The sequence below is a fragment of the Chloroflexaceae bacterium genome, from assembly GCA_025057155.1.
Taxonomy (GTDB): Bacteria; Chloroflexota; Chloroflexia; order Chloroflexales; family Chloroflexaceae; genus JACAEO01.
The window spans coordinates 122,564-137,512 of record JANWYD010000006.1 but is presented as its reverse complement, the minus strand read 5'-3'; the positions used below and the strand labels follow the sequence as shown (position 1 = coordinate 137,512).

At 65.0% G+C, this 14,949-nt stretch carries 14 protein-coding genes; 12 read left to right on the top strand and 2 right to left on the bottom strand.

Translation table 11 applies throughout. The annotated features are described in order from the left end of the window. The first annotated feature begins 276 nt into the window (after window positions 1-276). The 11 genes from NZU74_06725 to hisS all read left to right on the top strand — a co-directional run bounded on the left by NZU74_06725 (window position 277) and on the right by hisS (window position 11,604). Window positions 277-891 (top strand): YIP1 family protein, encoded by a 615-nt coding sequence (locus NZU74_06725; protein MCS6881010.1) that lies wholly within the window; start codon window positions 277-279, stop codon window positions 889-891. A 30-nt stretch (window positions 892-921) separates the two neighbouring features. Next, complete coding sequence (locus NZU74_06720) at window positions 922-1,317, top strand: Zn-ribbon domain-containing OB-fold protein (protein MCS6881009.1); 396 nt, start codon at window positions 922-924, stop codon at window positions 1,315-1,317. 95 nt (window positions 1,318-1,412) lie between these two features. After that, complete coding sequence (locus tag NZU74_06715) at window positions 1,413-2,591, top strand: radical SAM protein (GenBank protein ID MCS6881008.1); 1,179 nt, start codon at window positions 1,413-1,415, stop codon at window positions 2,589-2,591. Between the two features lie 941 nt (window positions 2,592-3,532). Further along, entirely contained in the window at window positions 3,533-4,231 is a 699-nt protein-coding gene (locus NZU74_06710) for a hypothetical protein (protein ID MCS6881007.1), read from the top strand. Between the two features lie 208 nt (window positions 4,232-4,439). Continuing rightward, on the top strand, window positions 4,440-5,204 hold the full coding sequence (locus tag NZU74_06705; protein ID MCS6881006.1) for a hypothetical protein: 765 nt from the start codon (window positions 4,440-4,442) through the stop codon (window positions 5,202-5,204). 7 nt (window positions 5,205-5,211) lie between these two features. Beyond that, window positions 5,212-6,183, top strand: a complete 972-nt coding sequence (locus NZU74_06700; GenBank protein ID MCS6881005.1) for a hypothetical protein — start codon at window positions 5,212-5,214, stop codon at window positions 6,181-6,183. Between the two features lie 14 nt (window positions 6,184-6,197). Next, entirely contained in the window at window positions 6,198-6,806 is a 609-nt protein-coding gene (locus NZU74_06695; GenBank protein ID MCS6881004.1) for a hypothetical protein, read from the top strand. Continuing rightward, window positions 6,803-7,918, top strand: coding sequence for an asparagine synthase-related protein (locus tag NZU74_06690; GenBank protein MCS6881003.1), 1,116 nt, complete (start codon window positions 6,803-6,805; stop codon window positions 7,916-7,918). The genes NZU74_06695 and NZU74_06690 overlap by 4 nt, the downstream gene beginning before the upstream one ends. 14 nt (window positions 7,919-7,932) lie before the next feature. Continuing rightward, entirely contained in the window at window positions 7,933-8,253 is a 321-nt protein-coding gene (locus NZU74_06685) for an asparagine synthase C-terminal domain-containing protein (GenBank protein ID MCS6881002.1), read from the top strand. Window positions 8,254-8,599: 346 nt separating this feature from the next. Continuing rightward, window positions 8,600-10,213: a peptide ABC transporter substrate-binding protein gene (locus NZU74_06680; protein MCS6881001.1), complete on the top strand. Its 1,614-nt coding sequence runs from the start codon at window positions 8,600-8,602 to the stop codon at window positions 10,211-10,213. Window positions 10,214-10,302: 89 nt separating this feature from the next. Next, the gene (hisS, locus tag NZU74_06675; protein ID MCS6881000.1) at window positions 10,303-11,604 is read left to right on the top strand and encodes a histidine--tRNA ligase; all 1,302 of its coding nucleotides are present in this window, start codon (window positions 10,303-10,305) and stop codon (window positions 11,602-11,604) included. A 160-nt stretch (window positions 11,605-11,764) separates the two neighbouring features. Here the strand turns inward: hisS and NZU74_06670 are convergent, their stop codons facing one another. Both NZU74_06670 and NZU74_06665 read right to left on the bottom strand, forming a co-directional pair. Then, window positions 11,765-12,109, bottom strand: coding sequence for a DUF952 domain-containing protein (locus NZU74_06670; protein MCS6880999.1), 345 nt, complete (start codon window positions 12,107-12,109; stop codon window positions 11,765-11,767). Window positions 12,110-12,217: 108 nt separating this feature from the next. After that, a complete protein-coding gene (locus NZU74_06665; protein ID MCS6880998.1) occupies window positions 12,218-13,312 on the bottom strand; it encodes an STAS domain-containing protein in 1,095 nt (364 codons plus the stop codon). 292 nt (window positions 13,313-13,604) lie between these two features. Here NZU74_06665 and NZU74_06660 point away from each other — a divergent pair, with 292 nt between their 5' ends. Continuing rightward, window positions 13,605-14,894 carry a DUF58 domain-containing protein gene (locus tag NZU74_06660; GenBank protein ID MCS6880997.1) on the top strand — a complete coding sequence of 430 codons (1,290 nt, stop codon included), beginning with the start codon at window positions 13,605-13,607 and terminating at the stop codon, window positions 14,892-14,894. The last annotated feature ends 55 nt before the right edge of the window (window positions 14,895-14,949 follow it).

Genomic DNA, 14,949 nt, shown 5'->3' with positions numbered 1-14,949 from the left:
GGCGGCGCTGCCGGGTTGCCTCGGAGGCCGCGGCGCGGGGAAACCCGGTTTCCCCACACCTTTGTACTCGGCAAGGGGACGCCAGCAGCCTTCCCGCGGGCCGGGGCGTGGGGAAACCCGGTTTCCCCACCCTCTGCCAACCGGCCTTGCGAAGCAAGACACCGCTACAGTGATAACAAATTGTTATCAATTTGTTAAAGTCTGGGAATAGGTCTTCCTCTGGTTCGTTCGATCCGCTACAATACACAGCGCAATCTGCCAACCAGAGGAGGCGCAATGTTCCAGCAAATGATCAACGGCAGCATCGCGGTCCTGACCCGTCCGTCGGCTTCGACCTTCGAGGAGCACGAGCAGAACAACCTCGGCTGGGCGCTGATCTACTCGCTGATAGCGGGCGTGATCAATGCGGTTATTAGCTGGATCGGGTCACTGCTGTTTCCACCGGAGATACCGGGTCTTGAGCCGGGCGTGGCAGCGAGCCAAGCAACGGATATCTTCTTTTTGCTCCCCGCCACATTGTTGGGTACGGTGATCTTTCTGTTGATCTATTGGGGGATCGTCTATCTACTCGGTCGAGCCTTCGGCGGCACCGGCGAGTTCGGCGAACTGGCCTACGGCTTCGCGCTGTTCAGCGCGCCGTTGACCGTGATCGGCAGTCTGGTGAGTAACATCCCGGTAGTTGGAGCGTTCCTCTCCCTGGCCGTGTCGATCTATGGCCTGTACCTGACCTATCTGGCCATCCAGTCGGGGATGAACCTGCCAGCGAACAAGGCCCTGTACGTTGTCCTCATCTTGTTCGCGATTGGCCTGGCAATCGTTCTATGTGTCGCACTCTTCTTCGCTACGCTTATCGCGGCGTTCATCGGCGCCTCGGGCGGCTTTTCGCCCTGAGGCAACGTTCACAGTCCACGAGGTGTTTCTATGGAAATCGCCCGTCACTGGCGCCAGCGCGCCACCCGTTACCGGCTTGAGGGTCAGCGCCACCGTCACAGCGGGGTGGTGCGCTTTCCGCCCCAACCTCCCGCGCTGGGTGAGGATCCGGACGTCTGGGAGCCGCTGGCCCTGAGCGGCCGCGGCGAGCTTTACAGCTTCAGCGTGCTGCGGCAGCCCCCTGCCGGGTACGAGAGCTTCGGCGTCTACGCGGTGGGGATGGTCCGTCTGGAGGAAGGTCCTCTCGTGACGGCGCAACTGACCGACTGCGCCGAAGAGGACCTGGCCATCGGCATGCCGGTCGAGATGGTCACGCGGCGCCTGGCCGATACGGGCGAGGATGGGGTGCTCGTTTACGGGTACAAGTTCCGACCGCGGTTGAGATGAGCACGGGGTAACCGGTGTTCCCCTGTGCCCCAGCCTTGAAGGTTGGGGCACAGGGTTCACTCTTCCAAGCGGTACAGAACTATTGCCATAGCCCCATGATCCCGTCGCTCTACAATCTGACTCTCCCGGAGCTTGAGGCGCTGATGCGTGAGTGGGGCCAGCCGCCCTTCCGCGCCCGGCAGATCTACCGCCAGCTCTACGTGAACCTGGCGGATGATCCAACGGCGATGACCGATCTGCCGGCGGCGCTGCGCGAGCGGCTGCGGGCCGAGACAACCCTTGGCAGCCTCAGCCTGGCGCGGGTGCAGGTCGCCGACGACGGGCTGACGCGCAAGGCCCTCTTCCGCCTCCCCGGGGACGCCGTGGTGGAAACGGTGCTGATGATTTACCCCGACCGGGCCACGGCCTGCGTCTCGACCCAGGCCGGCTGCGGGATGGGCTGTGTGTTCTGCGCCACCGGCAAGCTAGGGCTGTTACGAAACTTGACCACCGGCGAGATCGTCGAACAGGCCCTGTGGGCCTCGCGGGAGTTGCGCCGCTGGCAGCGGGCCGAGGCGCCGATCGCCGCCCTGGTCTCCCACTCCGCCGATGCCGCGGCCCTCGGCGATGACGGGCAGTGGTGGGGCGCCGAGGGCGAACCCTTCAGCGAGCGGGTGACGCGCCAGGTAGGCCGGATCACGAACCTGGTGTTCATGGGGATGGGCGAGCCGTTCGCCAACTACGACCGCTGGTGGGCGGCGGTCGAACGGCTGCACGACCCCCAGGGCTTCAACCTGGGCGCGCGGAGCATGACCGTTTCGACGGCGGGATTGCCTCCTGGCATTCGCCGGCTGGCCAACGAGCGCCTGCCGATCAACCTGGCTATCTCGCTCCACGCTCCCGACGACGCCCTGCGCTCCGAGTTGATGCCGGTCAACCGGCGCTACCCGCTGGCGGAACTGCTCGACGCCACCCGCGAGTACATCGCCAGAACCGGCCGCCGCGTGAGCTTCGAGTACGTGTTGCTCCAGGGGCGCAACGACCACCCGCATCAGGCCCTGGCCCTGGCGAAGCTGCTGCGCGGCCAGGGGGTGAGCAAGGGGCCGCCGCTGCTCTGCCACGTGAACCTGATCCCCTGGAACCCCGTGCCGGGCATGCCCCTCAGCCGCTCCGAGCGCCAGCGGGTGCTCGACTTCCAGCAGATCCTGCTCGACTACCAGATCCCCTGTACGGTGCGCGTCGAGCGCGGCGTCGCCATTGCCGCAGCGTGCGGGCAGTTGGCGGGGATGGGGTGAGGAGCAAGGCTTGCTTTACGAACAAGTGTTGGTCCGTTAAGTAAGTTTCCTTGCCTTTCTAACTAGTCTGTAAAGTGAGTTTCCTGGCATTTCCGTCCCCCTCAGCCTCTCCCAACGGGGGGAGGAGACCGGCTCACTCTCCCGGCGGGGGAGGGTTGGGGAGAGGAGTAGGGGTTTAGCGAAAGATTTAATTTACAGACTACTTAGTTCAAATACTAGCAATTAATTTTCTGAGTCTTTATTTCCTCTTAGTCCAGATTTCATATTCTCCGAATACTATAAACGATGGAAAGCCCGCAGTGAATCTTGACGTGCTCGCCTCGCCTGAACGAGCGCAGAACGCAACGAGGTGAATCGTGAAGTGCCCCCACTGCCGTGTTGACCTGAAGTACCGCGAGCGCCGCGATCGGCGCTGCCCGCACTGCCAGAAGCCCTTTGCCCTGGAGCCGCGTGTTGATGGATGGAGCGACCTAAGCCTGCGCGGTCTGGCAGAGTACCTCAGTCGCCGCGGTTCGTATCGTTATACGACAGCACAACTGGTGTACTATCTGAATCGGGAAAAAGGCAGATTTCCCTCGCCAGAACGGCCAGTTTCAATATCTGCATCTTCTAGTAGTAATGACAAGCCATATCGGCGTGTAGGACGGAGATCCCTTATCTTGTTCATCGTAATCTTTTTAATATTTATTTCAGTAAAATCGCCGCAAGAGGCCCTATTCTTTGCAACTGTTTCAACTGTATTCTATACTTCTTCATATGTTTTAATTATATTATTCCGCGCGGATAGCGCTGGCGCCAAAGGTGGTCTCGAAGCAGAACCTGAAAGAAAAAAGCGACTCTATAACGATTATACGCTACAAACTATCGAATCTTTCGCGGCAAGACTGACAAATTCCTGCATTCTGCCCTGGGAGGCCATCCACGGCCCCCTGCCGGGCCGAGTGACTGACGACGAACGAGCGCGTCTGCGCGCAGCCTACATGCCGCCTGTTCCCCTGCGGGCCGTGCTCGCCTCGCCAAATCTCGACGTGCTCGACTGCTTGCTGGCCAACGGCCTGCCGCAACGCCTGGGGCTAGCGCTCCTTAACCCTGACGGTCCGCTCAGCGAGGCCGACGAGCGCGTGCTGGACCTGCTGCGCGCCCGGCCCGACGTGCCGCTGCTTTTGCTGCACGACGCCAGCGTGGAGGGATGCCTGCTCCCGGCGCTGCTCCCTGAGCGCTGGGACCTGGCCCCTTCTCAGCGTGTCCTGGACCTCGGCCTGCGCCCGCGCCAGGCGATGCGTGCCCATCGTTTCACCGAGTACACTATACGCGGCCGATGGATGAAAACCCTTATCCTCCCACGCACCTATGATCCGGCGCCGTCTCCCCAGATGCTCGAGCGCCTCGAGCAGGAGGCCCAACGCCAGCAGCGCGTCAGACTAAGCGAGGACGAACTGGCCTGGTTGCGCGAGGGATGTAACAGTTCGGTGCTGTTTATGCCGCCCGCGTGGATGGTTACGCTGGTTACCCGAGCGGTGGAGCGGTACGCGCCCGCCCGCGGCGTTGACTCGCTCGCCAATGCGCAGGCGCGGGCAATCGGATATATGACCTGGCCGATGCTCCGGGCAGGCACGGACGGGCAGAACGTCATCGGATAAGGAGGGTGTCCGGTTATGCGCTAGAAGGGTGAAGCCCTCCCAGACCCTCCTCAAGGAGGCCTCCAAACTGGCTCTTAATACGGCCTTAAGAGCGATTTGCTACAATGCCGCCTGGCTGCACGCCTGAGCCAGCAGGGCGCGTATCGCTATACGGCGTCGCAGCTCGGTTACTTTACGGTGTTACGTTATTTTCCTCACCGTAGGCACTTTGACCTCGTACCCGCGTCTACGGCGAAAGTTCGAGGAGCTGTCAGCCACGGTCTTCACCCTGGCTGACAGCTTCGAGCAAACTTATGTTCTCCCGTGGGAGCGTATCCACGGACAGTTGCCAGGGCGCGTGACCCGGGAGGAGCTTGCGCGGCTGCGCCAGTATCAGCCCCCGCCGTCGCGCCTGCGCGCGGCGCTGGTCTCGCCAGATCTGGAGGTGCTCGACTGTTTGCGGGCGAATGGTCTGCCGGAGCGCCTGGATCTGGCGCTGCTGCCTTTCGAGGAACCCCGTGGCGAGGCCGAGGAAGGGGTGCTCGCCTTGCTGCGGGAACGTCCGCGGCTGCCGATCCTGCTGCTGCACGATGCCAGTCTGCAGGGAGCGCTATTGCGTGATCTGTTGCCAGAAAAGTGGAAGCTCGCGCCGAACCATCGGATCGTCGATCTGGGGTTGCGTCCGGCGCAGGTGCGGCGGTGGCACTGGCCCTGGCGAAAAGAGCGACGAGAACTGGTCAGACAGCTTTTGCCCAGGCTGCTAGAATCGGGGGCGCGGACGTCCGGCGCGCCAGCATTGGAGCAAGAGGAGATTGAGTGGCTGAGCAAGGGCTATGTGACCCCGGCCCGCTTCATCCCGCCGGCGAAGCTGGTTCACGTCGTCACCCGGGCGGTTGAACGGCTCGCGCCGGTTCGCCCGTCCCAGGTAGATCCCGAACATCAGGCCCAGATTGAGGCGCAGGCGATCGGGTTTATGTCCTGGCCAGAGCATTGAGGGGGGGATGATGTCGGGAGAATGGTGTCCGCCTCGACGTCTTCCAGGGACGCCGGACCTGGAGACGGCGCTGGCGCGGGGGATTGCCCGCGCCGGGACGGGCGGGGTGCGTTACACTCGTCGCCAGCTTTACTACGCGGTCTGCCGCACGTTGCTGCCGCCGGAGCGGGTGATCCGCGCGTCGGCCTGGATGCTGGGTGCCGCCGGGGCGGGCTTGCTGGCGCTGCAGGGCGCGCCTCCGGTGTGGACAGGCCTGACGGGATCGGCGGTAGGGTTGTCTGCGCCGCGCCTGGTGCGCGCGATGCCTTTTACCCTCAAGCCGCCCCTGAGTGAAAGCGCCTTCGACCGGGCGCTGATGGCCTACCGCGCGCGTCACGGCGATCCGCCCGGGCTGTTGCCTGATGCTCCTCCCTCGCCCCGTGCACTCGTCGGACGCGAACCAGACTTGTACGACTATGGTATGGCGCTGGCGCTGGTGTGCCAGGATGCTGCGCTGGCGCGGATGCTGCGGGCGAACCTGTTGCATATGGAGCTGGCGTGCGCCGTTCTGTCGCTGGAGGAGGCCACGCCGCTGCCAGACGCGCTGGTGGCCATGCTGATGCGCGCCCCTGCGCCGCGGGTGCTGCTCCTGCACGACGCGAGTCCCGAAGGGCTGCGTCTGGTTGTCGAGGCGAGGCGACTCCTCGATCCGCCACGCGGGTTGCGCGTTCATGCGCCGGGGCTGCGCCCGCGGCACGCCCTGCGCATGCATCTCTTTGCCACGCGACAACCCGGCTTCGCAGCAGAGTTGCCCGCGTCACTGAATGCGCTCGAACGCGCCTGGCTGTGCGCAGGCTATCGGGCGGAACTGGCCGCGCCGCATCCGCCGGCCCTGCCGCGCGCAATCCGCCGGATCGCGCAGCCGGCGCGGCGCCGTGAACCGTGGTTGGCGCAGCTCCGCCGGTGGCCTGCCAGCGGCTATATGAGCTGGCCTGCATGAGGGAAGGAGAGCCTGTGCAACTCAATCCGCGCGTGATAACCTACAAAGATGAACTCCTTGCCGACGGCAGCGTGCGTCGAGCCTTTAGCGACGAGAACTACGAATGGCGCCGCCGCCTGCCCGATGGCCGGGTCGAGTGGCAGGACAGCCAGGGGTATTCGGGCATTGATGAGTTGCTCGGCGATGGGATCATTAAGCGTGAATTGTCGAATGGCCGGGTGGTGTACGGGCGCGAGCAGGGCTATGGCCGCACGCTCTGGTACGGCGGCAGGGTGCTGACGGTTAACCAGACGTCGTTCGGCGGGCGGGTCGGGCAGATTTTGATGGGGATGGGCGCCGGGTTCGTGCTCGGACAGCTCATCCCGCCCCCGGATATTCTGTCTCCCGAACAGGAAGCGGCCCTGCGAGCGAAGCTGGCCGAGCAGCAACAGGCTGCAAGCGGCGGTTATGGCGGCTCGACCGATTGGGGCGACTCGTCTTCTGGAACCTACATATTCGATAGCGACGGCGGTGAGGGCGGTGATGCGGGCCAGGGCGCCGAACTGGAGGCGGTAGAAGCCGACGGCGGCGATTTCGGAGACGGCGATTTCGGCGGCGGCGATTTCGACGGAGATTTTGGATGAGAGGATGGTTCTGCGCCACTCTAGATGCAAACGGGGCCGAAGCGGCCCTGGCGGCGATGGGGGCCGCGCCGGTCGCCGCGCGTAACGGTCTGGCCCTGGGTCTGGTGCCTGATGGCTGCCAGAGCGCCGTGTTCCATGCCGAGGGCCTGGTCGCCGCCGGGCCGGTGACGCTGTTCAATCGCGGCGAGTTGCGCCGGCGCCTGTGTGGCGACGGGGTAGGGCTGCCGGAGGACTGCGCCGATGGGACGCTGCTGCTGCACCTGTATGCGCGCTACGGCGCTGCGAGACTCACGCCGGTTGACGGCATGTTCGCGGTGGCTATCCTGGATGGCGAGGAGCTGGTGCTGGCCCGCGACCACGCCGGTGCGCGCACATTGTTCTACGCGCGCGCGGGCGGCGACCGGGCGGCGTCGGCCTCGCTGCGCGCCTTGCGCGCCTGGCCGCGCCTGGCCGCACGGCTGAACCTGAACGCGGTGCGCGCCTTTCTGACCTTCGCCTACCTTCCGGGCGAAGAGACCCTGCTTGAAGACGTGTATGAGGCCCGCCCCGGGCGTTGTTTGCGTCTGCGCGCCGGGGGCGTCTGCTACGAGGAGGAGTTCTGGGAGCCGCGTGAGGGCGCATGGAACGCGGACGACCTGCCGGAGAGCCGCGCGCGCGGTCTGCGCGCCCTGCTCGAAGAGGCGGTCGCTGCGCGCCTGCCGGCGGGCCAGCCTGTCGGGGTGTTCCTCTCCGGCGGGATTGATAGTAGTCTGGTCACGGCCCTGGCGGCGCGGCTGCACCAGCATCCGGTGCGCACCTACGCGATCAATTTCGGCGGCGACCTGCCCAACGAGCTGGCCTATTCCGGGCTGGTTGCCGCCCATTGCCGCACCGCGCATACCGTCCTTACCTTTGAGGGCAGGCGCATTGCCGAGCACCTGGCAATGTTACGCCGACCTCGAGCGCCTGCTGACGCCCGCAGCGCTCGACGCGCTGCGCGACGCGCCGCCGCTGGAACGGCGCGTGGAGCCGTACCTCGAATCGCCCCGTATGACCGCCTTCCTCAACCGCCTGCTGTACACCAACCTCCGCACCAAGGGCGCACCACATCCTGCCCAAGGTCGAGCGTCTGACCACGGCCAGCGGCATTGAAGGGCGTTCTCCGCTCTTCGCGCCGCCGCTGATTGACGCAGCGTTCGCCCTGCCGCCGTCCTGGAAGCTGCGTGGGTTGCAGGAGAAGTGGATCTTGAAGCAGGCCGTGCGCGACCTGCTGCCGCCGACGATCCTGAACCGCCCGAAGAGCGGCATGCTGGTGCCGGTGCAGGCCTGGCTGCGTGGCCCCCTGCGCGAACTGGCCGACGATCTGCTGTTCGGGCCGCAGACGCGGGCGCGCGGGCTGTTCCGCGAGGCCACCGTGCTCGATGTGAATATGGCCTGCGCCCGGAAGAAATCCAGGCCCAGCGGATAACGCTGGCCGCCGGTCTGACGCCACGGTTGTGCCGGGTGGACTATATTACCCTGCATCCGCATCGGGTTGTATCGGAGGTGCAGCGGAAATCGGGCGGCAAATCGGCGCGCCATGACGAGCGCGGAAGGGTCGTGGGCGCGGCCTTTAATGACCTGCGGTTTGGATGAGGAAATTCGATTTGGGATTTTGGATTTTGGATTTTGGATTGACGATGGTGCGCGCGCAGGCAATACCGCAGGAAGCGGGCGGGTCGTGGGCGCGGCCTTCAATTTGGGATTTTGGATTTTGGATTGACGATGGTGCGCGCGCGGGCAATACCGCAGGAATTGGTATAATACGTGCCATAATGAACCAGCGATACCCCTGCCGCCCTATCCCGCTCCTGCTGGCGATCCTGCTGCTGGCCGGATGCGCCTTGCTGACCCCCGCGCCCGGAGCGACGCCCGCGCCCTTCCCCGTGGCCGATGCCCCCCCCGGCGGCACGCTCATCATGACCCTCGGCGCCCGCGACCCGCAGACGCTCGATCCGGCCCTGGTGGGCGATGTGACCAGCGCCTTTGTCGTGCGGCAGATCTTCAGCGGTCTGGTGCGCCTCTCCAACCGCCTGGAAGTGGAACCCGATCTGGCCGAGACGTGGGAACTGGGGCCGGATGGCCGCACCTACACCTTCCGCCTGCGCCCTGAAGCGCGCTTTGCCGATGGCGCGCCCCTCACCGCCGACGATGTGCGCTACAGCCTGGAACGGGCCGCCGACCCGCGTCTGGCCCCCGCTCTGCCCGCCCGCACCTACCTGGGCGACATCGTGGGGGTGCGCGAGAAGATCGCCGGGCAGGCCGAACGCATCGCGGGTATCCAGGTGCTCGACGAGCGCACCCTGACGATCACCATTGACGCTCCTAAAAGCTACTTCCTGGCCAAACTGGCCCATCCGACCAGTTTTGTCGTTGATCGGCGCGCGGTGGAGCGGGGCGGCGCCCGCTGGACCGAGCGGCCCAACGGCAGCGGGCCGTTCACTATCGAACGCTGGGACCACGACCGGCTGCTGGTGCTGGCGCGCAATCCGGTGTTTTACCGCCAGCCGGCGCGTCTTGATCGGGTGCGGATGCTTATTGGCGCTGCGGCAAGCAATCCGCAGGTGCTCTATGAAGAAGGTGAAATTGACATAACAAGCGTGCCTCCCTACGCCCTGGCCCGCGTGCGCGACGAGAACAATCCCCTCTCGCGCGAGTTGCTTCGCGTGCCGCAGCTCTCGCTCTTCTACATTGGCATGAATGTCGCCATCCCGCCCTTTGACGACCCGAAGGTGCGCGAGGCCTTTACGCTGCTGCTCGACCGCCAGAAGATCGCCGATCTGTCGCTACAGGGGGCGGCGCAACCCGCCGCCGGCGTGCTGCCGCCGGGGATGCCGGGCTACAATCCCGATCTGCCGCTGCCGGGGCCCGATGTAGCGCGGGCGCAAGCCTTGCTGGCCGAGTCGCGCTATGGCGGTGCTGCCGGCCTGCCTCCCATTGTGGCCTACGGCGGGTGGAGTGGGACGCTGCGCGACGTGGCCGAACGGGACCTGGGTCTGACGATAGAGGTGCGTGATTTTGAGGACTTCGGTGCGTTTCTTGACGCGCTCGACACGAATACGCTGCCAATGTTCAGCAGCGGGTGGATCGCCGATTACCCTGATCCGGAGAACTTCCTCGACGTGCTGTTCCGCAGCGGCAGCGGCGAGAACCACTTCGCCTACAGCAACCCTGAGGTGGACGCGCTGCTGGACCAGGCTGCGGTCGAGCCGGATGAGACCCGGCGCTTTGCCCTGTACCGCGAGGTCGAACGGCGCATCCTGGCCGACGCGCCGCTGATCCCATTGTACCATGACGTAGAATACATGCTGGTTAAGCCCTACGTGCGCGGCCTGGAATTGACCCCGATGGGCCTGCTCGATCTGGCGACGGTTGAACTGGTGAGGTAAGGGGATTCCCGGCTTCCCTCTGTGGGTGCAACCTGTAAGGTTGCACCCACTCAACCTGGAAGGTTGCACCCACTGCTCAGGAACATACTATGTCCAGAGTGCAAAACATCAAAGGGATGCGCGACCATCTGCCCCAGGCGATGCTGCTGCGCCAGCACATCCTGGCGGTGCTGACGCGGGTGGCCGAGCGCTACGGCTTCGAGCCGTTGCAGACGCCGGTGGTGGAGTATGCTGAGGTGCTGGAGGGCAAGCTGGGCGATGAGGAAAAGCTGATCTACCGCTTTGAGGATCACGGGGGCCGGCGCCTGGCCCTGCGCTATGATCAGACCGTGCCGCTGGCGCGGGTGGTGGCCCAGTACGGAGCCGCCGTGGCCCTGCCCTGGCGTCGCTACGCCTACGGGCCAAGCTACCGCGGCGAACGCCCGGCGCGGGGACGCTACCGTGAGTTTTACCAGTTTGATGTTGATATTGTCGGCAGTAGTTCGCCGCTTGCCGACGCCGAGATCGTGGCCCTGCTCACCGACGCGCTGACCGAACTGGGTTTTCCCGACTTCACCACCCTGCTCAACCACCGCCAGGTGATCGGCGGCATCGCCCGCGTCAGCGGTCTGGACGAGGAGGCTGCCGGAGGGGTGTACCGGGCGATTGACAAGTTCGACAAGCTCGGCGCCGAGGGGGTGCGCGAGGAACTGCTACGGGCGGGCGTGCAAGCGACGGCCGCCGACCAGATCCTGGCGCTGGTGCAGATCGAGGGCGAGCCGGATGCGGTGCTGGCGGCGCTGACGGAGCGTCTCGCCAGCGACACGCGGGCGTCCGCCGCGCTGGAGAATCTGCGGGCGATCATCGCCGGCCTCGCCGCGATGGGCGTGCCGGCGGAGCGCTACCGCGTCGCCCCGCGCCTGGCCCGCGGTCTGGCCTACTACACCGGGATGGTCTTCGAGGCCATCACCCCCCACTGGCCCGAAGGCTCGCTGCTTGGCGGGGGGCGCTACGACGAGCTGATCGGCCAGTTTGCCGGGCGACCGGTTCCCACTGTGGGCCTGGCCTTCGGTATTGACCGGCTCCACGATGTCATGGAAGAGCTGGGGCTTGGCCCGCAGATTAGCAGCACGGCCATCGCCTACGTGACCATCTTCAACCCCGAGTTGACCGCCGCGAGTCTCGAACTGGCCCGCGAACTGCGCGCGGGGGGGATCAACACCCTGGTAAGCCTCGACCCTGATGCGGGGCTGGGCAAGCAGTTCAAGGAGGCCGACCGCAAAGGGGTGCGCTACGCGCTTGTGCTCGGCCCTGACGAACTGGCGCGCAACGAGGTGGTGGTCAAGGACCTGCGCGCTGGCGTGCAGCGCAGCGTGCCACGGGGCGAGGTGCTGGCGGCCCTGGGGGGGTAGAGATGTGGAGGTGTAGAGGTGTGGAGGTGTGGAGGTGTGGAGATGAACCGACACGGCTACAACTCTACATCTCCACGCCTCCACAGCTCTACTTCAGTGCTCTACCGTGAGCCAATGTGGTTGACACGCTACAACTCTACATCTCCACACCTCCACAGCTCTACACCTCTACAGGACACCCCGGCGGCCAGTCAAAGCTCCCGTCAGGCCGGGGTGGAAAGGGATACACGGCCACGACCGCGTCGAGGTTGAGCGGGCCGTAGAGGTGCGGGAAGTATTCGCCGGGATGTGTCTCCTCGTAACGCACCTCCGCGCTGAGACGCGCCGGGTCTACGGCCAGCAGCACGAGATCTCTTCGCCCCCCAAACAGCGCGTTGGCGACGCGGAGCACCTGGTCGCGAGTTGAGAAATGGATAAAGCCCTCGGTTGCCAGCGAGTCCGCCGTGTAGCTTCCCGCGGCCCGGGCCGCCATCCAGGTGGCATTGCTGGTAATGTGATAGATCATGCGATACCTGTTCAGATTAACCACAGAGACGGCGGTTGAGCGAAACCCTCTGATCTCTCCGCGTTCTCGGCGGTGAGCACAGGTGCGGAACATGGTGAACGGCCAGCCTCACCGGCGCGCCCGGCCATCGAGCGCCTGCAGAGCGTCCTGCAGGGTGGCGGCGGTGTGAAGATGGGACAGATCCGCGCCCAGGTGGACCAGGGTATGCGCCACTTCGGGGCGAATGCCGACGATTACCGTTTCGGCGCCCATCAGCCGCGCGGCGCTGGCCGCCTGCAGCAGCGCCGCGGCTACCTGGTCGTCCACCACGGCGACGCCGGTGATATCCAGCACGACGGTGCGGGCCCTGGTCGCCTCAACCTGCGCCAGCAGGGTGGTGAGCAGCAGCCTGGCGCGTTCAGTGTCGAGGTTGCCGATAATCGGCGCCACTAGCGTGCCGGCGCTGATAGGGATCACCGGTATCGAAAGAGAGGCGATGACCCGGTTGAGTTCTTGCTGGGTCGCCAGGCTGGCCTGAAGTTGCGTGGCGATGGCCCGCTGCTCTTCGAGGGCCTGACGCAGGGCGACGGTGCGTTCTTCGACCCGTGTCTCCAGAGTTGCATTGCTGGCCGTGAGGGCCTGGTTAGCCGTCTCGGCTTCTGCGCGGGCCGCCGCAAGCTGCCGCAGGGTCTGCACAGTTGCGCGGGCGTTGAGAAAGCTCACCAACGCGACCGCGAACAGCAGCAGCGGCGCATTGTAAAAGGTGGTGTTCCACGACATGCTGTAGCGTATGCCGGGAGGAAGCTGACTCACCCGAAATGTGATGATGGCCACCGTGATAATCAGCACGTTCCAGATGTGAATAGGCGTCAGCAGGACGCCCGCAAAGAGCACGGGGAGAATGGTGAAGAAGAGGATGTTGGCTGAGAAAAACCGTCCGGGAATGGATGAGGCTACCGCGTAGATCATGACCCCGATGAGGAGATAGGCGCCCACGGTCACCCGCCCGGATCGGCCGAGCCAGAATGCTATGCCCGCGACAATCGCCATCGTCAGCAGTTGCCCGATCCGCAACAAGGCATAACCGGTGATCAGGCTGATCGGTACATAGACTAAGCTCAGAATGATCAGGCCGAGTGCTAGAATATTCAGAATCCGCCCCCGGCGCTGCACATCTTCATCGGGAATGCGCAGGCTCGCGAACAGCGCATCGAGTCTACCCATGGTCGTTCCTTGTCGCGCTGAAGTGGAACTGACAGGTTTGGATTTTGGATTTTGGATTTTGGATTGCCGTCTATCATGCTGCCATGAGATCTAGTGATAACCGTGCGGGCGCTCTCTTCAACAGGAACCGGGATCAGGACGTGTTTTGCCGCCCGCGCGCCTTAAGTGCGGACGCCTGACAATCCGACGGAGCAAGCGCCGCTGGCTCGCGGTGACGCCCTGCATTATACCTGTTTGCTGTAACCAGCTAGCTACGGCAAACGGATAGCTGAAAACGCTTTTGGAATCTACTATGCTGGTTCGTCCGCTGACGCTGCTGATCCTGGCCGCGTTGAGCTTCCTGGCCGCCCAGGGTACCGGCCTGCGGCTCTTTTTTCATCTGAGCTACCTGCTCGTGGGACTGCTCATCCTCGCGGCGCTCTGGGCCTGGCTCAATCTGCGTGGCCTAGTCGTCGAGCGCGAAATCCTGACGCCACGGGCTACAGTGGGCGAGTATGCCCGCGAGCGCATCACGCTGCGGAACCGCTGGTTGCTCCCCAAGCTCTGGATCGAGTTGTACGACCAGTCGGAGTTGCCGGAGCGCGGCCCCGGGTTCGTCGCTACGCTGGCCGGGGGAGAGACCGGGCGCTGGACGGCGCGCACCCTCTGCACGCGCCGGGGGCGTTTTCGCCTGGGGCCGGCGATGCTGATCAGTGGCGACCCCTTTGGCATTGTGCGCCTGCGCCGCTCCGTCCCGGCAACCGGCGAGATCCTGGTCTACCCGCAAACGGTGGATCTGCCAGACTTCCGCCTGCCCGGCGCCGAGTTGCCCGGCGGGCGGACTACCCGCGCCCGCAGCTTTCATCTCACGCCCAGTGTGGCCACGGTGCGCGAATACGCGCCGGGCGACAGCATGAACCGCATCCACTGGCGTTCGACGGCGCGCACGGGCCGGTTGATGGTCAAGGAGTTCGAGCTGGATCCGAGCGCCGATGTGTACCTGGTGCTGGATATGCAGGAACGAGCCGTGGTACGCGACTCCCGTCCGCCTCAATCACCGCGCAGCGACGACCGCGACGCGGGTCCCTGGTGGGTGCGCCAGCCGGTCGCGCCACAAACGGTTTTGCTGGAGAGCACTGAGGAACATGCGGTGCTGGCCGCGGCCTCGCTGGCCCGCGCGCTGCTGGCGCAGAACCGGCTGGTGGGTCTGGTGGCCTGGGGCCAGCACCGTGAACTCATTCCCGCCGAGCGTGAGGTGCGGCAGCTTTTTAAAATCCTCGAGGCCCTGGCCGTGCTCCGCGCCTACGGCGCCCACGCGCTGGCCGAGGTGCTGGTGGCGGAGAGCCAGCGCTTCGGGCGCAACTGTACGCTGGTGGTGATCACCTCGTCGGTGGATGAGCGCTGGGTCAGCGCCCTGCAACAGCACCTCTACCGCGGGGTGCGCGCAGTGGCGCTGTTTGTGGACCCCCGAAGCTACGGCGGCTGGCAGGACCCCGAGCCGGTCCTGCGGCGGCTGGCCGAGTTGCGTGTGCCTACGTATCGCCTTCGCCAGGGCCAGCCGCTGGCCGAGGCGCTGCGGGAGACAGTTGATTTTGGATTTTAGATTTTGGATTTTGGATTTTGGATTTTGGATGATGAGTCGTCGTTCGATGGGAGGG

Coding starts and splice junctions, on each gene's coding strand:
- NZU74_06725 (MCS6881010.1), top strand. CDS start 277: ATGTTCCAGCAAATGATCAACGGCAGCATCGCGGTCCTGACCCGTCCG.
- NZU74_06720 (MCS6881009.1), top strand. CDS start 922: ATGGAAATCGCCCGTCACTGGCGCCAGCGCGCCACCCGTTACCGGCTT.
- NZU74_06715 (MCS6881008.1), top strand. CDS start 1,413: ATGATCCCGTCGCTCTACAATCTGACTCTCCCGGAGCTTGAGGCGCTG.
- NZU74_06700 (MCS6881005.1), top strand. CDS start 5,212: ATGATGTCGGGAGAATGGTGTCCGCCTCGACGTCTTCCAGGGACGCCG.
- NZU74_06690 (MCS6881003.1), top strand. CDS start 6,803: ATGAGAGGATGGTTCTGCGCCACTCTAGATGCAAACGGGGCCGAAGCG.
- NZU74_06680 (MCS6881001.1), top strand. CDS start 8,600: ATGAACCAGCGATACCCCTGCCGCCCTATCCCGCTCCTGCTGGCGATC.
- hisS (MCS6881000.1), top strand. CDS start 10,303: ATGTCCAGAGTGCAAAACATCAAAGGGATGCGCGACCATCTGCCCCAG.
- NZU74_06670 (MCS6880999.1), bottom strand. CDS start 12,109: ATGATCTATCACATTACCAGCAATGCCACCTGGATGGCGGCCCGGGCC.
- NZU74_06665 (MCS6880998.1), bottom strand. CDS start 13,312: ATGGGTAGACTCGATGCGCTGTTCGCGAGCCTGCGCATTCCCGATGAA.
- NZU74_06660 (MCS6880997.1), top strand. CDS start 13,605: ATGCTGGTTCGTCCGCTGACGCTGCTGATCCTGGCCGCGTTGAGCTTC.